A 19,130-nucleotide genomic window follows, 5' to 3' on the forward strand; every position below is an offset into this window, starting at 1 on the left:
GATCGGCGGGTACTCCGGGTTCTCCGCCCGCAGCACCACTCCCCCGGGGTGCAGCTCGAGGCGCTTGACGGTCAGCTCGCCGTCGAGGATCGCGATGACCACGCTCCCGTGCGTCGGCGTGATCGACCGGTCGACCACGAGCTCGTCGCCGTCGCTGATGCCCGCGCCGGTCATGCTCTCGCCCGAGACGCGGACGATGAACGTCGAGGTCTTGTCCCGGATGAGGTGGTCGTTGAGGTCGAGGGACCCGTCGAAGTAGTCCTGTGCCGGCGACGGGAACCCGGCAGCCACCGCGTCACTGGTGACGAGGAAGGCGACGGCGACGGCGTCCGAGGCCGGAGTCGCGATGCGCTCCACAACGGTCACGCTCATGGTCGGCCCCCTCCTCGTCTCATCGAACATATGTTCGAATGCGTCCGAGTGTAGGTCGGCCCCACCGACACTCGCTCCCAGCCCGCGCACCGAGCGGGATCGGGTGCTCATACCGGGCGAGTCCTACCCAGATACCTATATAGGTATCTGGGTAGTTTGCTAGGTGGATAGATAGCCATATAGGTTTGCGGCATGCAGACAATGATGATCTACAGCGAGAGCGGCGGTGCGACGAAGAGCACCACCGCGGTCTCCCTGGCGATGGTGGCGGCCGAGGAGGGGCGGCGGGTGATCCTGATCGACCTGGATCCGCGTGGCGCGACCACGAAGTGGCTCGACGCGCAGCCCGTCGACGTCGGGCTCGACGTCGGAGCGATCCTGGGTAACGCCGACCCGAGGGGATGGGCGGACGAGCTCGCCGTGCCTTCGCCCTTTCACTCGAACCTTCGAGTGATCCCGTCCGACCGCAGCGTGAGCGCACGCGAAACGGACGATCCCGGAGAAGTCGGGCATCGCTTGGCGGACTCGCTCGAGGATGTGCCTGCGGACCTCGCGATCATCGACTGCCCGAACCGCCAGGGCGGGTCGCTGATCTACAACGCCCTGACGGCGGCGGAGTCAGTGATCTACGCCGCCACGCCCACCGCTGACGGCGTGGACGGATTCATTGGTGCACAGGAGAGTGTGCGCCGCTACAACGACCTCAGCGACCGCGCAGCGGTCGAGGAGGCCGGCATCATCGTTGGCGGCTACAAGGAGACGATCACGCCGCGAGAGGCTACGCACAGCATCGAGCAGATGCGAGAGACGGGGCTTCTCCTGACTCCGCTCGTCCCGCACCGGACCATCGTCGGAGAGGTCCGGTACTCGCACGACTGGTACGGCAACTTCCGCAAGGGCGCACCCGTCGCCGCCGCATACCGTGAACTCGCACGAAAGGTCATCCGATGACGAACGAAGATCGCCCCGCCAGCCTCCCGCGCCGAGCACAGCCGGCGCCCGACCGCAGCGACCCGATCGCGTCCAAGCCTCGTCCGGCTCCGACGCCCGCACCGGCGCCGGTAGCAGCCCCGGTATCGCGGGCGAATGCGGGCACGGCGGCCACGCCGCCGCGGAAGCAGCCCACGGAGGTTCTGCATGTGGACGTCGATGCCGAGCTGTCGTACTACGTCCAAGACCTGCGAGCCGCGACCGGTCGCACTAAGAAGAACATCGTGGAAACGGCCCTGAGCGAGTACCGCGACCGGAACCCGCTCAGCTGAGCCCGAGCCCCTCGAAGATAGCCAGATACCTATATAGGTATCTGGCTATCTTGATTCTCATGCAGAATCTAAATGGCGCTGTTGCACCAGGAGCGAACGGCGGATTCGAATCGCTCTGGATCGGCGTTCCATTCGAGGGCGTGGCCGGCGGGGTCGCTGGCGATCAGCGTCGCATTCACGTGCGCGTTGCTGAACGAACGGGAGTCGCTGAACGGCGTGGTGCGATCACCCCCCGAATGAATCAGGAGCACCGGTATGCGTAGTGGTGCGGCTGCGTCTATCCAGTCGAGTGCTTTGAAGTTGAGAGGAACTGGTGAGCCCAGTAGACGACTGACACCGCGGGCGCCGAGAGCCCATGTGGCGGCCGCAGCGACGACACGGGGGACTCCGGCGTTAGCGGCGCTGAAGAGCACGCTGTTGCGCCAACTGAGGACGGGGGAGACAAGGATCAAGCCTGCGATTCTGGATCGGTGCGACGAGCTCGTGGCGAGGCGCAACGCCATTGAGGCGCCGCTGGACCAGCCGACGAGGACGACCCGGCGCGCTCCCCGCTCGAGAGCGAGCGCGATCGCAGCGTCGACGTCGACCCATTCGGTCTGACCGAGCGTGAACGCATTGAGTGGCGCCGTTGGGCCTTCTCCGTCACCGCGGAAGGAAGGCACCAGTGAGGTGTAGCCGGTGCCTCTGAGTGCATGCACGGAGCGAAAGGCAGCGTCTCGGCCGGACAGACTGCCGTGGATGTGGATCGCCCAAGTGTCTGCGGCGTCTCCTTTGCCGGAAAACAACCAGGCAGGCGCCTGTCCAAGCTCGGTTTCGACGGTCACCTCGCGGGCGTCCGGGTCGAGTTCTCGGGCCGTCGCGAACACATTCCCGATGGGTCGACTCAGGGAGCCGGCCGTGGGGGAGGGGGCATCAGCATTGAGTGTGAGGATGCGTTCGATCCCGTCTGGTCCGCTTCGCAGGATCGGACCGAGGACCGCGTGGCGGGTTTCGTCGTCGTAGAGCAGGCCGAGCTTGCCGTTCTGCTTCGTGATCGGAGTAGGACCGAGGACGATGCGATCGGGCGTCGGAACCGCGACGATCGGTGTTGGGCGGCTGCGCTGCGGTCGGATGACACGGCGCGCAACGGTGGCGACGACCGCGGCTCCGGCGACGCCGACACCAACTGCGGGGATCGCGACCCAGAGTGCGCTCACCGGCTATGCGGCCTTCCGGAAGCCGCCGCCGATCACTCGCGGAGTGAACGCCTGGTCGGGAGCGATGAGCGTGCGGACCCGAGCGACAGCTGCATTCTCGTCAAAGGTGAACGCGCCCTCTCCGCGAACCTCAGCGTTCTTCGTGAGCACGAGGATCTGTTGAGCGTGTGCGATCAATCGCCGGTCGCTCAGGTAGGTCGTGAACGGTGGTCGCTCGATGAGGCCGTGTCGGACGGCGGCCTTCGATGCTCGAGCGACGTCGATCCGGCGACGGAGAGGAACGACGATCGCCGTCCACCCGATGCCGAGCATGATGATGAGAAGACCGAGGAAGAACGGTATCTCAGCGGCGTTCCACGCGGAGTAGCGGAAGGCGTCTCCGCCGTAGCCGAAGTGAGAGGCTGTGAGGAAGGCAATCTCGATCAAGCAGCCGATCGTGGTGATGGCGAATCCGGTGATGAAGACGAGCTGAACCCCGCGCCAGTTGCGACGCGCGTTGATGATCGAGGAGACGGATAGCCACACGAGAGTCGCCATGTAGGCCGATCCGTAGAGCCAGACGGCGGTCTGGTCGAGGCGGTCGATGATGAAGTCGACGCTTGTGCGGCCCCGGTTGCCGATCAGCAGGAACGGCACGATGTAGGAGCCGAACATGATCGCCAGGCCCCACCGACTGCCGACGCGGCCTTCGCCGCCGGCGCGCCGTCCGAGCGCTTCGCGGAAGAACCAGAAGGCCGATGCTGCTGCCAGGTCGCGGACGAGGGTGATGACGTTGGTGCCACCCAGTAGCGCGTCATATGTGAAGAAGGGGATGGGGAATCCGTAGGTGGAGAGTGCGACGGCACCGCTCACCGTGGCCCAGAAAGCGGGACGCGCTGCGGGCTTCGCTGCGGCGCGAGGAGCCCGCACAAGCACCAGCGCAATGAGAAGCGCTAGGCAAACCTGTTGGATCATCCGAAATACGTTTCTTCGCTCGTCCGATTGAGTGTCTGGATACGGCGGACCATCGCGAAAGCTACTTCCTCGATGGCAATCTCCGCCTTCGCTTCTGTGCTTTCTGGATCATCTGTCGGGGCACAGAGGTGTGTGGCTCCGTGCCGCCGGCCCGGATGGATCAGCCGCGGGATCTGCTCGCTGAACCAGGCGTCCGGAGCGTAGACGAAGAGGATGTGCGCAAGCTCATGGCACGCGTTCTGGCTCTGGTAGTGGAGCTCGTCGCTCTCTCGGCAGACGACGGTGCCGAACTCGGCTGTGTCGATCCAGAGCCCTGTCACTGATTTGAGGTCAGCGCTGGCGGAGGCGATCAGATAGATCGGCTTGCCGTAGACCTTCTCGACGGACGATTGAAGATCGTCCCACGTCGCGGCGGCCGGAAGTCCGAGCCTGCTCACGAACTCGTCGGCCGCCTGAACGATCGATCCACTGCGGCCTTGGCCACTGCGGCGGAGCATCCGCCACCGGCCGCGACCTCGTTCCGTGGAGTCTGACGGCATCGATGGACTCCGTTCGCCTGGCCGGGAGAAGCTCATCCACTTTAGACGGCATTCCGGGCGCGAGCGGAGCTGCGTGGCCCTACAGGACGGCGCGGCCGGCTATCGACGTAGCTCGGTGACGATTTCGGACACGACGGCGGCGATGCCGCGTAGCTCGTCGGGCTCGATTGTTCCGAGCGATCGGGCGGCGACGCGCTCGATGCCGAGCGAGCGCATGGTGCCGTCGAACCCGAGGCGGGCTTCCACGGCCTCGACCAGCTCGGGGTCGTCTCTGAGCAAGTAGTCGGGGTCGACGTCGAGTGCTTCGGCCACGGCGAAGAGCACTTCGACTCGTGGTGCCGAGGGGAGTTGCCCGGCCATGAGCAGGCCCCATTCCTGGCGATCGATCGAGGCCCCGCTGAGGAGAAGGATCTCGGAAATTCTGGTGCGGGAGGTAGTGGCGTCGAGGCCTCGTGAAGTGAAGACCAGTGAGAGACGACGCGCCAATTCGGCGGGACGTAGAGCGCTGGATTCCTCAGTCGGCATGGATTCGCCGTCTGTGACGTAGCTGACCAGTTCCTTAAAGGCTACTCGGCCCTGAAGCTGCTTCACGAGCGAGTCCAAATCGGCGTTCGTGGCGTGCGCGAGCGCGAGAAGAACAGGGACAGGCATGTCCCGTTCTCCCTTGATGTACCGAAGGACGGTCCGGTAGGGCAGGCCGGCTCGCTCAGCCGCGGCCTTCACGTTGAAACCGGCGTCGTAGATGGCGCTCTTGACGGCCTCGCCTATGACGGCATTGACGTTCGTTGAGTCCACCTCCACACCACGATTCTAGGTCGGCGGCTACCGACGTGCCGTCAGTGTAGACAGTCAGTGTCCCATTTGGGCATCTACGAGTGTCCAAACGGGCAGTTTGGGACTAGATTGTGATGAAGGCAACGAGGGGAACCAACGACATGAAGCACACGAAGCACACCGGCACCGGCCTCTGCGCCGCGATGGCCGCTGCGGCTGTGCTCGCATTGGCAGGGTGCTCGGGCGCTGCTCCCGAAACAGCACGAACTGCACCGACGCCGACCGCCCAGATCCCTTCTGCATCGGGCTCGACTGCGGCCAGCACGGCTGAGGCGACGCCGACTGCGGCCGCCGCTCCGGTCGACTCTGAGCCGGTTCCCGTTCCGGGAGTCGAGAACGACGCGCTTGCCCTCGCGGCCTCGGCAGTGACGGCGTTCTGCCGCCCGACGCTCGACTACGACACCTGGATCGCGGAGCTCTACCCGTTCCTGACTCAGCAAGCGGCGATCGCCTACGAGACGGTCGATCCGATGAACGTGCCCTGCACGTCGTTGACCGGCGATGCTCGGGTCCGGGACGGCGACGGCACGTTCACCATTCGCGTTCTGGTGCCCACCGACGCTGGGGACTACTCGGTCTACGTCCACCGTGCTGTAGAGACGGCGCCCTGGGGCGTCGAGCAGATCACCCCCCTGGCCTCGGAGTAGGCCGGTGCAGAAGGGGGGAATTGGGGTACTGGCGGCGGTTATGGTGCCGATCGTCACCGTGGCGCTACTGCTGTGGGTGCTGTTCTTCGGCGGATCGGCCGCGGCCGCATGCCTACCTGGTGGAGGCCCGGTCAACGTGTCCGCGATCCCGGCGGACGCGAAGGTCGGGGCCTACGGGCACGACCAGCTCGTGAACGCAGCACTGATCGTCAATGCAGGTGCAGCGAAGGGGCTCGGCGCGGACGGGCAGACGCTCGGTGTCCAGACGGCGATCGGGGAGTCCTCGCTGGTGAATATCACCTACGGCGACGGCGCGATCAACCCGGACGGATCGGTCGCTGACTCGATCGGCCTGTTCCAGCAGCAGTCGAGCTGGGGCACCGTCGAGCAGCGCATGGACCCGACGACCTCGGCGGGCTTCTTCTACGACCGCCTCGTGGCCGTCGAGGGCTGGCCGGCAATGGAGCCCTCCATCGCGATCAACAAGGTCCAGCGCAACGCCGACCCGAACCACTACACGAAGTACCGCGCCGACGCCGTGGCGATCATGACCTACCTGAACGGGCTCGGTAGCAGCACGACGGGGCCGGCGACGACCGGCGCACCGGTCAGTGTTCCGTCGACGCCGACCAGCACCACGCCTACGACGGCTGCGCCGGTCGGTGGATGCGTAGCCGTGTCCGGAGACGCGCAGGCCCTCGCCGCCGGACTCGTGACGGCGATGGACGAGGGGCGCCTGCGCCTACTCGAGGACCGCTACGCGCAGCAGATCCGCGACATGGCCGCCGGGACCGCCAAAGAGAACTGCGGCATCGACGTCCGGATCCTCCAGGTCATCACCATCGCGCTGAACACGTTCGGGAAGGTCGGCGTCTCCGACCTCAACCGACAGTGCACCGGCTCGCTCCTGGGCGCAGGCACCGGCTCCTCGCACTGGATCAATGGCGGCGGTCACGCGGTCGACTTCTTCTCCTTCGACGGCACGGCCACCACCGGCTGCGACCCCAACGCGCTGAAACTCCTCACCGTTCTGGACCCGCAGGTGCCCCAGGGCTCCCGGGCCGGCCAAATCCAGTGCCGCTCGACCAGCTACGAGCACATCACTCAGTTCACCGATACCCCGAACCACCTCCACTTCGACGTGGGGTTCGCGGACGGACCCCTCACCACCGGATAACCGGACCTCTTCGGCGTCGCGACCGCGACGTCGATCCCCCCAGCACCACCAACGAAACGGAGCACCTCATGTCCCTGCTCGCAGCGACGACCGACATCCTCACCACCGCAGGCGCGCTCGGCGCCGTCGTGCCCGACCCGGGACCCGGCGGCATGCCCCCCGGGTTCGAGGCCTTTACCACCGTCATGGGCTGGGCCAAGTGGGTCGGCCTCGGCGTCGCCGTCGTCGGCCTGATCATCCTCGGCGTCACCATGACCGTCTCCGCCCGCCGCGGCGAAGGCGGAGAGATCGGCGGCTGGCTCGGCCGTCTGCTCATCGGCGTGATCATCGTGTCCGCCGCGTTCACGATCGTCGGCTTCCTCATGGGCGCGTAGCGTCCGGAGGAAACCGACCGCATCACCAACGAAAGGCACGACGTCATGAGCGACACGGAGTCCCGCAACCCGTTCACCAGTCGAGGATTCATCTTCGGAGCCATCATCTTCGGAGTCCTCGTGCTGGCGGCGATCCTCCTCGCGATTACGTCCCTGGGCGGAGGTGGCGGGCAGAGTGCTCCCGCCACCTCCGCGACGCCCGCCGTCACCGCCTCACCGGAAACCGACACCGCCGCAGCAAGCGTCTGCAACCTTCCCGGTTACGACGAGAGCGGAACGCTCTCGACGGCACCTGTCACCGACTGGACCATCGTCGGCACGATGGCCGCACCGTCGTCGGACACCGCCGGCCCCGGCGTGATCGGAGAGGACGGGCTGCGCAGCTGCTACGCGCACACCGTCGAAGGATCGCTCTTCTCGGTGGCGAACCTCTGGGCGATGGGAACGGATGGGCGCCTGGCCGACGCCGTTCTCGAGCGCCAGACCGCGCCTGGCGCTGGTCGCGATGCCGCGATCGCCGCGGACATTCCCCAGAGCAACACCGGAGGCAGTGTCCAGATCGTCGGCTTCCGCGTGAGCTCGTACACCGCGGACGAAGCCACGATCGACATCGCCTTCCGCTCTAACACCAATCAGCTCCTCAGCTTCCCCGCTCCCGTGACGTGGGTCGACGGCGACTGGAAGTCGGTGTTGACCGCTGACGGTCAGCCGCCGTTCCGTCCGACCGCACTCACCAGCTTGGGCGGCTATATCCCTTGGGCAGGTACCGAATGACAGTGACTCCACCCGCAGGCGAGCCCTGCGCAGCGTGGGACGTCGTGTGCTGGTCATCAGCAGGCATCGGCGAAGTCGTCTCGAAGGCGTCTAACGACGCCTTGCAGCAGTTCGTGAACAACATCTTGGAGGGCTTCGGCAAAGCGGTCGTCTCGCTCGGCACCCTCTGGGTGAACGTTCCCTCCCCGGTGACCGTGGTCGACCGGGGAGGCGGCGTTAACGGTGGCGGTACCCCGCCCCTGCCGGAAGCGTTCGAGACGATCCTCGGCTACGTGACGTGGGTCGCGGCGGGCCTCGCGGTCATGTCGCTCATCATCGCCGGCGTCATGATGAGCACCCGTCGCCGCCACGGCGACGGCGAGGCGCACATGGGACGCATCGGCGTCATCATCTTCGCCGTCTTCCTGCTCTCCTCCGCCTCAGCGCTCGTCACGGGGTTCCTACCCCTGGCGCTGCACCTCAACGAATCTTCGAGCGTCGTCGGCTGGGTGCAAGGGCAGCTCGAGTGGTACGCCGGAGGACTCGCGATCCTGTCGATCCTCGTCGCCGCCGGCCGCATGGTCTGGACGCAGCGTGCGGGCGAGTTGCGCACCCTCGCCCGGTCGGTACTGACGCTGATCGCCGTCGCCGGCGCGGGACTCGTCGTGATCCGTCTCGCCACGCAGGCAGGCGACGCCTTCTCGATCTGGATCCTCAACAACTCCACCGACTGCGACGTCACCAACGGTGAGAGCAACTGCTTCGGCACGAACATCTTCGCGATGATTTCGCTGACCGCAACGTCGGGTATCGGCCTCATCGGCTTGTTCCTCCTCGGCATCCTCGCCGTGCTCATGACCTACGTTCAGATCGCGCTCATGGTGTTCCGCGGCGCGATGCTCGTCGTCCTCGCCGGCATCTTCCCGATCGCTGCGGCCGCGACCAATACGGAAATCGGGCAGCAGTGGTTCAAGAAGACGATGGCCTGGACCCTCGCCTTCATCCTCTACAAGCCCGCCGCGGCGATCGTCTACGCGATCGCGTTCCGGATGACCGGCACTGATCTGTTCAAGTCGGACGGGACCGGGCTGTTCCAGATCGTCACGGGCCTCGCGCTGATGCTCATCGCGCTCGTGGCCCTGCCCGCGCTGATGCGCTTCCTCGTCCCCGCTGTCGCCTCGGTGGGCGGTGGCGGTGGCGGTGCAGGCCTCCTGCTCGGTGCGGCCGCGGCCGGTGGAGCGGCGGAGATTGCCAGCGGAGCAATCCGCTCGCGCAGCGGAGGCGACAGCGGCGGGGGCGGAGGGTCGCCCGGCGGCGGTGGCTTCGGCTCCGCACCGTCCGGCAGTAGCGCCTCCGCCGGCAGCAAGGGGTCACCCGCGGCGACTCCGGCCGCCTCCGGTGCAGGCGGCGGCGCAGCAGCAGGCGGTGGCGCAGCTGGCGGAGCTGCGGCCGGCGGTGGTGCGGCAGCGGGCGGTGCGGCGGCAGGCGGTGGTGCCGCAGCCGCGGCAGGAGGCCCGATCGGTGTCGGCCTTGCGGTGGCAGGGAAGGCCGCCGAAGGCGCGAAGCACGCAGCAGGGGCGGTCAAGGCCGCCACGGACGACGCCACTGGCGGCAACGGAAGCGGGAACTGATGAGCACGGCAACTCCTACGCGCAGCGCTGAGGCGCCGCGCACGTACGGCAATTGGCGTCGCCCGCAGACTGCGGGACTCGGCGGCCTCGGACAGCTCGCCACGGGCGTGCTGTTCGTCGGCATCCTCTCCTCGATCATCGCGTCGATGTTCTCCGGCCTCGTGGCCGCGCTGATCGTCGCCGCGATCTTCGGCGGGATCTTGCTGACGGTTTCGGTGAAGGACAAGCACGGGCAGAGCGCCCTCGGAAGGACGGTGAATCGCGTGAACTGGATGCGGACGAAGGCCAAGGGAGCGAACGTCTACCGTTCAGGTCCCGCGGGTCGGGCGAAATGGGGCACCTTCCAGCTCCCCGGACTCGCTGCGGCGTCGCAGCTCTCCGAGCACGAGGACTCGCACGGGCGCCGATTCGCTCTCGTGCACGTCCCCTCCACCAAGCACTACACCGTCGTAATCGCTACCGAGCCGGACGGCGCCGCGCTGGTGGATCAGGAGCAGGTCAACAACCAGGTCGCGGAGTACGGCATTTGGCTCTCCAACCTTGGAGACGAGCCCGGCATCGAGGCCGCCTCCGTCACCGTCGAGACGGCCCCCGACACCGGTACGCGCCTGCGCTCGGAGGTCGAGGGGTCGATGGACCCGGATGCGCCGGAGTTCGCTCGAGCGATGCTCTCGGAGGTCGTGAGCAGCTACCCGGTCGGGTCTGCCACGATCCGCGCCTACGTCGCGATCACCTTCTCTTCCCTGTCTCGCATCGGCGGGAAGCGCCGCAACGCGAAGGAGGTCGCCGCCGACCTCGCCGCCCGCCTGCCCGGCCTGACGACGAGCCTTGCCGCGACAGGGGCCGGCGCTGCCCGGCCGCTCGGTGCTCAGGAGCTGTGCGAGGTGATCCGGATCGCCTACGACCCCGCCGCCGCCGTCCTGATCGATGAGGCCCGCGCCTCCGGGGACGTGCCCGAGCTGTCGTGGACGGACGTCGGCCCCGCGGCCGCGGAGTCCCGGTGGGAGTCGTACCGGCACGACGGCGCCGTGTCGACGTCGTGGACGATGACCTCCCCGCCGCGCGGAGTCGTGCAGTCCGGGATCCTCGCGCGCCTGCTCGCGCCGCACCGCGACGTCGCTCGCAAGCGCGTCACCCTGCTCTACCGCCCCATCGACCCGGCCCGCGCCGCGGCGATCGTGGAGGCGGACCTGAACGCGGCGCAGTTCAACAGCTCCGCGTCGACCAAGCCCACCGCCCGCTCGACCCTCTCCACCCGCTCCGCCCAGGCGACCGCGGCGGAGGAGGCCTCCGGTGCTGGCCTGCTCAACTTCGGCCTAATCGTCACCGCGACGACCACCGACGCTGTGCACGAAGCGGACGCCCGCGCGGCGATCGACTCGCTGACCGCCGCGGCGCGTCTTCGGGTGCGGCCGGCGTTCGGGTCGCAGGACACCGTTTTCGCTGCGGGTCTGCCGCTGGGGCTCGTGCTCCCGCGTCACCTGCGCCTGCCCACCGAAGTGAGGGAGTCCCTGTGAGCCTGATCACCCGCCTGTTCTCCTCGAACAGCGACAACGAGCTCGAGCCCGGCGAGGACGTCCTGCCGGACGGAGCGGTCACCGCCGCGCACGGCGATACGACGGGGGAGGAGCTGACCGGCGACGGCCTGCCCACCGGTGCCGTGTCGTCCTCGGCAGAGCCCGGCACCGACACGACGGCACCCTCGCGGCGGGCTGCGCGCGGGCAGGGCGAAGCTCCAGCCCCGGTAGCAGCGGTCGCTCAGCGCCCGACGCTCACCAGAGAGCGCACCACCCCGCGCACCCGACGCCGAGAGGGGAAGAAGATCGAGATCCCGCACGGCGGGAAGAAGAAGAGCCAGGGGACGGCGCTGCGCCGTCCTCTGCGCCCGAGCATCCGCGGATGGCTCGGTCGCGGCGGTGGTGAAGCCGTCAACGTCACGGCCGCAGACGAGTTCCGCGGGACGACCGTGCAGGTGTGCGGGCTGTACCCGTTCTCGGTCGGGACGGGTACGCCGATGATCGGGGTGCCGCTGGGGAAGAACCTCTCCACCGGCGCCTCCGTCTGCTGCGACCCGATCAGCTGGTTCCAGCGCGCAAACCTCATCAGCAACCCGTCGATGTTCGTGCTCGGCAAGCCCGGCCTGGGGAAGTCCTCGCTGACCCGCCGCATGGCCGCCGGCCTCGCCGGGTACGGCACGATCCCGCTCGTGCTGGGCGACCTCAAGCCGGACTACGTGGATCTGATCGAAGCTCTCGACGGGCAGGTGATCCCTCTTGGCCGTGGCCGCGGGTACCTGAACATCCTCGATCCCGGTGAGGCGTCGGAGGCGGCGCAGCGCCTGCGTGACGAGGCCGACCGCTCGCTCGAGCGGGCCGACGAGCTCGCGCACCAGGTCGACGCGCTCGGCGTCTCCGACGACACCGCGGCGATGATCGCGGAGGTCGGTCGGCTGCGCAAGCACGCCGCGAAGGTGCAGCGCCTCGCGCACCAGGTCCTCGCGGACGCCCACGGCCGCCGGCACACGATGGTCGCAGCGCTGCTGACGATCCTCCGCTCCCAGCCGCCGAGCGACCGTGAAGAGACGATCATCGACCGGGCGCTGAAGTACCTGGACGAGCACCACCAGGGCGTGCCGGTCCTCGCGGACCTGCTGCGCGTGATCCAGGAGGCGCCGGACGAAGTTCGTCAGGTCGCGTTGGACCGCGGCAACATCGAGAAGTACAAGGACGTCACCGAGAACCTCGAAGCCTCCCTCATCGGCCTCACCACCGGTGGACGCCTGGGCGAGGTGTTCTCGAAGCAGACGACCACGCCGATGCGCCGGGACCGGCCCGTCGTCTACGACGTGTCCTCGATCGACGACTCCGAAGGCGACCTCCAGGCCGCGATCCTCCTCGCCTGCTGGTCCGCCGGCTTCGGGACCGTCAACGTCGCGGCCGCCCTCGCGGACGCGGAGCTCGAACCGCAGCGGCACTACTTCGTGATCCTGGACGAGCTGTGGCGGGCGCTGCGCGCGGGTAAGGGCATGGTCGATCGCGTCGACGCGCTCACCCGCCTGAACCGTGCGCGCGGCGTCGGCCTGGCGATGATCAGCCACACCATGTCCGACCTCCTCGCACTGGCCTCCTCGGAGGATCAGATGAAGGCGAAGGGCTTCGTGGAACGCTCCGGCATGGTCATCTGCGGCGGCCTCCCCGGTGCTGAGATGCCGCTGCTGACCTCGGCGGTGCCGATGTCGATCGCGGAACAGGGGATGCTCACCTCCTGGCAGGACCCGCCCGCCTGGGACCCCGTGTCCGGGCACGAGTCCGAGCCTCCCGGCCGCGGCCGCTTCCTGATCAAGGTCGGCGGACGTCCCGGTATCCCGGTGCGCGTCGAGCTGACCGCAGCAGAGAAGGAGGTCAACGACACCAACAAGCTCTGGCACGCGACCTCCCGCGCCGGCCGCGCAGCGGAGCCACTGCCCACCGATCCCGTGAACGTCGAGATCCTGCCGTGAGCGTCCTCGTCGCACTCGGCGCGAGCTGCGTCGCGGCCGGCGCCGCCGGCGCCGCGATCATCAACGCGATCCGAGCCCGTCAGCGGACGGCAGACCGCGATCGGTTCCTGCTCACCCTCTGCTGGACCGGCGTCGGGCTCATGGCGAGCTTCGTCGCCTGGGACCAGTGGGACCGGGTGATCGCGTGAGCTGCCCGTCGACGCTCGCCTTCGAGGGCTACCGCTGGACCTGCCAGCGGTCCGCCCCGGGGGAGCACGGCTTCCACACGACCGACCTCCCCGTCTCCTTCGCGGAGCGGGGCCTCGCGGTCCTCTCCTGGGGGACCTCGCACCAAGCACCCGCCAACGACTGCACCCCGCGGTGGGCCGGCCCGATCTACACGGAGGAGTCCGCATGAGCGCCACCGCCAACAACCGCCGCCGCGAGCCTGGCAAGGCCAATAACGACGCCCTGATGCTCGGCGCAGCCCTCGCGGCGATCGCTGCGATCGGCATCGTCTGGGTGGCCGTCGCGGTCGGTTCCAAGCTCGACGGCGTGAACGAGGGCCTGCCCTCGGACCCGTTTGAAATCATCTCGGGCCTGTTCCGCGGCCAAGTGGTGTGGTCGACGTCCGCAACGATGATCGCCGCGGCCGCCGTCGCCGTCATCGTCCTCGTGGGCCTCTGGCTCGTGTGGATGCGCTCGCTCGGACGGAAGAACCGCTCAAGCGTCGACCACGCCGCCCGCTACATGGCGACCCCGCGCGACCTGGCGCCGATGATGCGCAAGGAGGCGTTGAAGAAGTCCGCCCGCCTCGGCGTCGCTGAGAACCCCGGCGTCCCGGTGGGCCGGCTGCACCTGGGGAAGCAGATGCTCTACGCCTCGTTCGAGGACATGATGCTGCTGATCGCCGGCCCCCGCGTGGGCAAGTCGACCTCCCTCGTCATTCCCGCGATCATGGCTGCGCCCGGCGCCGTGGTCACGACGTCGAACAAGCGCGACGTGCTCGACGCGACCCGCGACGTCCGCGCCGCCAAGGGTCACGTGTGGGTCTTCGACCCCCAGCGCGTCGCGTTCGAGGACGCGACATGGTGGTGGAACCCCCTCTCTTACGTCACCGACGACACCAAGGCCGCGAAGCTCGCGACGCACTTCGCCTCCGGCACCCGGGCGATGAACGCGAAGACCGACGCCTACTTCGACGGCAAGGGCCAAGAGCTGCTGTCCGACCTGCTGCTCGCGGCCGCGGCAGGCAACCGGCCGATCAGCGACGTGCTGCTCTGGCTGACCTCCGTCGAGGACGAAACCCCCGTCGAGCTCCTGCACGACAACGGCTACCCGACCAACGCGCGAGCTGTCCGCGGCATCATGAACACCGCCGACAAGGCCCGCGACGGGATCTACTCGACCGCGCAGGGCATGGCGGTGTGCTTGAAGAGCGCCGCGACCGCCGACTGGGTGAACGCCCGCCCGAACGACACCCGTCCGCAGTTCGTCCCGGAGACGTTCGTCACGTCGACCCAGACGCTGTACTCGCTGTCCAAGGAGGGCGCCGGCACCGCCGGCCCGCTCGTCACCGCCCTGACCGCCGCGACGATCGAGGCCGCGGAGGAGCACGCCGCGCGATCCCGCGGCGGGCGCCTCGCGACGCCGCTCGTCGCCGTTCTCGATGAGGCCGCGAACGTCTGCCGGTGGAAGGACCTCCCCGACCTGTATTCCCACTACGGATCGCGCGGGATCCCGATCATGGCCGTGTTCCAGTCCTGGTCCCAGGGCGTCGGCGTGTTCGGCAAGGAGGGCATGCTCAAGCTCTGGTCCGCCGCGAACGTGAAGCTGTACGCCGGCGGAGTCGCGGAAGACGAGTTCCTGCGCACCCTCTCCGAGCTGATCGGCACCTACGACAAGGAGACCACCTCCGCCAGCTACAACAAAGGTGTGCGCTCCACCACCTCGGCGCTGCGGCGAGAGAAGATCCTCGAAGTCGCGGACCTCACCAGCATGGGCCGCGGACGGGCGATCATGCTCTCCTCCGGAGCCCGCGCGGCGCTGGTCGACACGGTGCCCTGGTACAACGGGCCGAAGGAGCAGGTCGCCGCGATCAACGCCTCCATCGCCGCCCACGACGCCAGCAGCGGACCGGCGAACGCTGCACCCGTCTCGCCTGTCGTGACGGTGATGCCTCCGCTCGAGGATCAGCCTGCGGCGGACGTCGACGCGGAGCAGAACGCGACTCTCCGGGGCGAGCGATGAGCGACGAGGATCTGTTCGACGTCGACACGGATCCCGTCACGCTGCACCCCGTCGAGGAGGAGGTGGACGAGGAGGAGGTGCCTGCGACGTACTTCGGATCTGCCGACGAGTGGGTCAGGAAGTTCCTCCGGCCCTCCTATCGACGCCGGGTGACGGCCAAGGGCCAGGCCGCCGGCGATCGGTGGGCGGCTGAGTGGTGGAGCAGCGTCGAGGCGCTGACCCGCATCGAAGCCCTCTGGCGGATGTGGGAAGAGATCCGCACCAGCGCCGGCTCCCTGAGCGCCTACTGGATCAATCACCTCGACCCGCACATGCGAGTCCTGCTCTCGCCCAGCGGCCCGTTCGCGACGTCGACAGACGAGAACCGGCCGGGCGACATGCTTCCCTACACAGCCCCTCCGACCGGGATGTTTCCCGAGGACGCACAGGGCTGAGGACGACGGACAGAGAAGGGCCCGCGACACCAACCGGTGTCGCGGGCCCTTCTCTGTTCCAGCGTCAGCGACCTGGTTCGGACCGCTCGATCTGAGCACCCTGGCCACGCGCGCCTCGCGTCGAGGGGACGCGAGTGCGCTTCGTGGCCTCCGCGCCGCGCGCAGGAGTGGCGAAGGAGGCGTCGACGGTCATCCGCGCGTTGACCTGCTCCTCGGGAACGTTCTGAGCCTGCATCGATGCTGCGGTGTGTGCTCGCCGCTCGGCACTGTCGTACGCAAGCTCTCCTTCGGAGCGTGCCGCGGCCGCACGCCCCTCCTGAGCGGGTGCGGGAGCGTCGGGGGCACTCTGCTGGCCGCTGTCGTCTCGGTAGAGCGCGACCTGGGCACGAGCGTCCTCAGCGAGGCTACGCAGCTCCTCAGGGCTCTGCGTGGGTGTCCCGCCGGCCTCCGCGTCTCGGTCGTACTGAGCAGCTTGCTGCTCGAGCTCATCGGCGCGACGCTCGCCGTCGACGGGGATCTCGACGGACGTGTTCTGGGATGCGTCGTTGGCGCGGTCGAGGCGGTCGGCCTCCGTGACCATCACCTGAGCTTCGGTGACGTCGCGCTGCGACTGTGCCCGCTCGGCATCCGCTGCGTCGACGGCAGAGCCGCCGGTCTGGTCCGTGCGCCACTCCTGCACGAGAGCGGCGCGGGCGGCTTCGGCAACGGCCGGGTCTGCGGGCTGCACCCGTCCGTCGTCATCGAAGGCGACGGCCGTCTCGACGCGGTAGTCCTGGTAGCCGACCGGATCGTTGGCGCGCTTCCACTCCTCCGCAAGGCTTACGTGCATCGCGGGAATGTCGCCTGCGACCGCTGCGCGGTAGTCCTCGATGAGAGCACGCTCGGCCGAAAGATTGGGCTCTCGGGCGTCTCCGACAGGCATGGTGAGACGGTCCTCGTCGTGCCGGTGGTACCCCTCGGGTGCGGCGGTAGTGGCCCACTGCTTCGCGAGGTCCAGCTCGGTCGGGGTGTCGCGGGCGATGCCCTGCAGCGTGGCGACGTCGACGCCGTAGCGCTCCTTCGCCTCGGACGCGATCAGGGCGCTGGCGGACGCGATCTGCGGGTCCGCGTCCTTCCACGCCGCGGCCGTCTCAGCGACGCGGGCGACGTCATGCACGGTCGCCTGATCCCACCACTGGGGATCGTTGACGACTGTCACGGCCTGCCGTGCAGACGCCCGCTCAGCCTCGTAGCGGGCTGCGAGCTCGCGCGCCTCGATCGCGCTGCGCTGCTGAGCCTCACGCATCGCCTCCTGGTACGCGCGAGCCAGCTTCTCGCCCAGCTGGACCGCGATTGTGAGCGCGATCCGTGCGGACGAGTTGATGGACTCCTCCACGCCTCCGTCGTCGTCAGCCATAGTGATGCCTCCCCTTCACTCGTGTAGGTCTAGCGGTCGCGTCCGTCGCGCTCGCGCGGCTCAGCGCCGCGCTGCGGGGCAGCGATAGATGTGGCGTCCGGCGCAGCCTTGGTGAGCTTCGTCGGCACCGGGCTCCCGGTCGCGAAACTCGCCTGCACTGTCTCGCGTGCGCGACGGGTGTCCTCGGGCAGAGCATCCCAGGCGTTTTTCTGGATCTGCGCGTTGTAGCCCTCGTGAACCGCCTTCAACTGGTTCCGGATCGTCCCCGCGAGCTCCTGGGTGCGTCGCGCGTCGCCAGCGGCCTTGTGGGCGTCCATAATCGCCCGCGTGGTGCGCACGATCTGGCGCAGCAACATCGCCTCCTCGGCGGCCTTGTTGCGCTTCCCGGCTGTCGCGAGGATCAGCATCGTCGTGCCGGCCATCGACGGCATCGCGGTCGGCCGCGGCGTCGACTCGTGCGCGCGCAGGTGCGCGGATCGGGCGAGCTGGCGCGACGCTTCGGCCAGCGGTCCGGGAGTCGGCTCGAGGCGCCGCGACCACGCTGCGTACGCCCCGGATGCTTCTCGTGCAGCGTGAGCCCACGTCGCCCGATCGGACGGGTCGACGGTGCTCAGGTAGTCGTGGAGCCGGGTCATGTCCTCGGCGTAGGTTGAGTACAAGTCACTCGACAGCTCGGCCTCCTCGCGGCCAGGCTTCACCGGCTCGTACCGCCACGGGTTTTTCGCGGTGGCGCGCCACTCGTCCACGGCTGCCTGGGCAGTCTGTGGCTCGTCCGGCCAGCCCTTCCGCAACTCCGGAAGGGTCAGGTCGCGAGCGAGGCGCCCACCGCCGTGCCAGACGACCGGCGCTCCCTTGTCGGGGCGCAGCGCGACGGAGTAGCCGGCGACAACGTCGTCTCGACCGGCGGCGTAGCGGGGGCGGATGAGCACCCCGGCCTGGCGCATTCGACGCACGAACTCACCCTCGTCCGCGGAACTGGTCGCGGCTGAGCGGACGGCGCGTTCGAGTCGGTGTGCGTCGACCTCGACGGCGCCTCGTCGGCGTGCAGCTTCACGCTCGCCGGGGACGACTCCGCGCTCACCAAGCTCGCGCTCCGGAGCGTGCAAAGGCTGTAGGTCGAAGTCGCGTTCCAGCTCACGGCTGACCTTCTGGGCGAGGCGCTTGTCGTAGGGGATGTACGCCTTCGTGCCGTCCTCGCGCACTCGGGAGACGGCGATGTGGATGTGATCGTTGCCGTTCTTCGAGAGACCATGCCGCACGGCGACCCACCGACAGTCGGCCTTGCCGATGTCCTCGCCAGCGAACCCCATTCGGCGCACGAACTCGGTGGCGATCTGGCCCCACTTCTCGTCGCTCAACTGCCCCTCCTCGGCTTTCAGCGAGAGGGAGCAGTGCCACACGTCGGCGTCGACCTTCTCGGTGACCGGCTTCCCGGTACGGGAGTCGATCATCAGCTCACCGGTGGTCGGGTCGGTGACCTTCTCCGCGCGCTGCACGGTGACGCCGAATGCCTCCTTGGGGAGGTTCAGATCGCGCGCGACAGCGAGCGCGGCGGCGTGGTCGAGGACGCTCTCTCCGTGCATCGCCATGATCGCGCCGTTGCCGGCGATGAGGTGCTGTTCGGTGTGCTCGTTCGAGCGCCCCTCGCCCGCAAGGTAGGTCATCAGGCCGTCCATGCGGCCGCCGTAGGTGACGTTCGGAATCACAGGCCGGCCACCCGACGAACGGCGTCGCGAATCTCGGGAGCGAGCTTCTGGAACTCGCGGTAGATCGCCGCAGCCTCGTCAGGGAATCGGCCCTCGGTGTTCGCGAACTTGGCGAGCTGGTTGACGT

At 68.3% G+C, this 19,130-nt stretch carries 20 protein-coding genes; 13 read left to right on the forward strand and 7 right to left on the reverse strand.

Translation table 11 applies throughout. The annotated features are described in order from the left end of the window. A partial coding sequence (locus C5C50_RS15635; RefSeq protein ID WP_104273865.1) for a LexA family transcriptional regulator occupies positions 1–372 on the reverse strand: 372 nt, incomplete at its 3' end. A 192-nt stretch (positions 373–564) separates the two neighbouring features. Here C5C50_RS15635 and C5C50_RS15640 point away from each other — a divergent pair. Then, positions 565–1,323: a ParA family protein gene (locus tag C5C50_RS15640; RefSeq protein ID WP_104234438.1), complete on the forward strand. Its 759-nt coding sequence runs from the start codon at positions 565–567 to the stop codon at positions 1,321–1,323. Beyond that, entirely contained in the window at positions 1,320–1,634 is a 315-nt protein-coding gene (locus C5C50_RS16770) for a hypothetical protein (RefSeq protein ID WP_146079344.1), read from the forward strand. The genes C5C50_RS15640 and C5C50_RS16770 overlap by 4 nt, the downstream gene beginning before the upstream one ends. A 68-nt stretch (positions 1,635–1,702) precedes the next feature. Here the strand turns inward: C5C50_RS16770 and C5C50_RS15645 are convergent, their stop codons facing one another. From C5C50_RS15645 to C5C50_RS15660, 4 genes are all read right to left on the reverse strand, one after another. After that, on the reverse strand, positions 1,703–2,830 hold the full coding sequence (locus tag C5C50_RS15645) for a S9 family peptidase (RefSeq protein WP_104234437.1): 1,128 nt from the start codon (positions 2,828–2,830) through the stop codon (positions 1,703–1,705). 3 nt (positions 2,831–2,833) lie between these two features. Further along, positions 2,834–3,784: a hypothetical protein gene (locus C5C50_RS15650; protein ID WP_104234436.1), complete on the reverse strand. Its 951-nt coding sequence runs from the start codon at positions 3,782–3,784 to the stop codon at positions 2,834–2,836. Continuing rightward, the gene (locus C5C50_RS15655; protein WP_146079343.1) at positions 3,781–4,323 is read right to left on the reverse strand and encodes a hypothetical protein; all 543 of its coding nucleotides are present in this window, start codon (positions 4,321–4,323) and stop codon (positions 3,781–3,783) included. The genes C5C50_RS15650 and C5C50_RS15655 overlap by 4 nt, the downstream gene beginning before the upstream one ends. A gap of 99 nt (positions 4,324–4,422) precedes the next feature. Then, positions 4,423–5,118, reverse strand: a complete 696-nt coding sequence (locus tag C5C50_RS15660; protein WP_146085922.1) for a helix-turn-helix transcriptional regulator — start codon at positions 5,116–5,118, stop codon at positions 4,423–4,425. Positions 5,119–5,258: 140 nt separating this feature from the next. Between C5C50_RS15660 and C5C50_RS16775 the strand changes: the two genes are divergently transcribed. The 11 genes from C5C50_RS16775 (at position 5,259) to C5C50_RS15720 (ending at position 15,901) form a co-directional block, all read left to right on the forward strand. After that, positions 5,259–5,804: a hypothetical protein gene (locus tag C5C50_RS16775; protein ID WP_146079342.1), complete on the forward strand. Its 546-nt coding sequence runs from the start codon at positions 5,259–5,261 to the stop codon at positions 5,802–5,804. A 58-nt stretch (positions 5,805–5,862) separates the two neighbouring features. Continuing rightward, positions 5,863–6,981: a hypothetical protein gene (locus C5C50_RS15670; protein ID WP_258065705.1), complete on the forward strand. Its 1,119-nt coding sequence runs from the start codon at positions 5,863–5,865 to the stop codon at positions 6,979–6,981. A gap of 68 nt (positions 6,982–7,049) precedes the next feature. Then, positions 7,050–7,355 carry a hypothetical protein gene (locus C5C50_RS15675; RefSeq protein ID WP_104273864.1) on the forward strand — a complete coding sequence of 102 codons (306 nt, stop codon included), beginning with the start codon at positions 7,050–7,052 and terminating at the stop codon, positions 7,353–7,355. 45 nt (positions 7,356–7,400) lie between these two features. Beyond that, positions 7,401–8,129 carry a hypothetical protein gene (locus tag C5C50_RS15680; protein WP_104234430.1) on the forward strand — a complete coding sequence of 243 codons (729 nt, stop codon included), beginning with the start codon at positions 7,401–7,403 and terminating at the stop codon, positions 8,127–8,129. A gap of 44 nt (positions 8,130–8,173) precedes the next feature. Continuing rightward, on the forward strand, positions 8,174–9,739 hold the full coding sequence (locus C5C50_RS15685; protein ID WP_181133954.1) for a hypothetical protein: 1,566 nt from the start codon (positions 8,174–8,176) through the stop codon (positions 9,737–9,739). Further along, a complete protein-coding gene (locus C5C50_RS15690; RefSeq protein ID WP_181028841.1) occupies positions 9,739–11,256 on the forward strand; it encodes an SCO6880 family protein in 1,518 nt (505 codons plus the stop codon). The genes C5C50_RS15685 and C5C50_RS15690 overlap by 1 nt, the downstream gene beginning before the upstream one ends. 374 nt (positions 11,257–11,630) lie before the next feature. Continuing rightward, a complete protein-coding gene (locus C5C50_RS17205) occupies positions 11,631–13,238 on the forward strand; it encodes an ATP/GTP-binding protein (RefSeq protein WP_208323109.1) in 1,608 nt (535 codons plus the stop codon). Then, complete coding sequence (locus tag C5C50_RS15705; protein ID WP_104234428.1) at positions 13,235–13,426, forward strand: hypothetical protein; 192 nt, start codon at positions 13,235–13,237, stop codon at positions 13,424–13,426. The genes C5C50_RS17205 and C5C50_RS15705 overlap by 4 nt, the downstream gene beginning before the upstream one ends. After that, positions 13,423–13,635 (forward strand): hypothetical protein, encoded by a 213-nt coding sequence (locus C5C50_RS15710; protein WP_104234427.1) that lies wholly within the window; start codon positions 13,423–13,425, stop codon positions 13,633–13,635. The genes C5C50_RS15705 and C5C50_RS15710 overlap by 4 nt, the downstream gene beginning before the upstream one ends. Further along, entirely contained in the window at positions 13,632–15,467 is a 1,836-nt protein-coding gene (locus C5C50_RS15715) for a type IV secretory system conjugative DNA transfer family protein (protein ID WP_104234426.1), read from the forward strand. The genes C5C50_RS15710 and C5C50_RS15715 overlap by 4 nt, the downstream gene beginning before the upstream one ends. Next, a complete protein-coding gene (locus C5C50_RS15720) occupies positions 15,464–15,901 on the forward strand; it encodes a DUF4913 domain-containing protein (protein WP_104234425.1) in 438 nt (145 codons plus the stop codon). Before C5C50_RS15715 ends, C5C50_RS15720 begins: the two co-directional genes overlap by 4 nt. Before the next feature lie 64 nt (positions 15,902–15,965). Here C5C50_RS15720 and C5C50_RS15725 read toward each other — a convergent pair whose 3' ends face one another. Both C5C50_RS15725 and C5C50_RS15730 read right to left on the reverse strand, forming a co-directional pair. After that, positions 15,966–17,297, reverse strand: coding sequence for a hypothetical protein (locus tag C5C50_RS15725; protein ID WP_104234424.1), 1,332 nt, complete (start codon positions 17,295–17,297; stop codon positions 15,966–15,968). 29 nt (positions 17,298–17,326) lie between these two features. Next, positions 17,327–19,003 (reverse strand): relaxase/mobilization nuclease domain-containing protein, encoded by a 1,677-nt coding sequence (locus tag C5C50_RS15730; protein ID WP_104234423.1) that lies wholly within the window; start codon positions 19,001–19,003, stop codon positions 17,327–17,329. Between the last annotated feature and the right edge of the window lie 127 nt (positions 19,004–19,130).

It is taken from the genome of Rathayibacter sp. AY1D9, from assembly GCF_002932395.1.
GTDB lineage: Bacteria > Actinomycetota > Actinomycetes > Actinomycetales > Microbacteriaceae > Rathayibacter.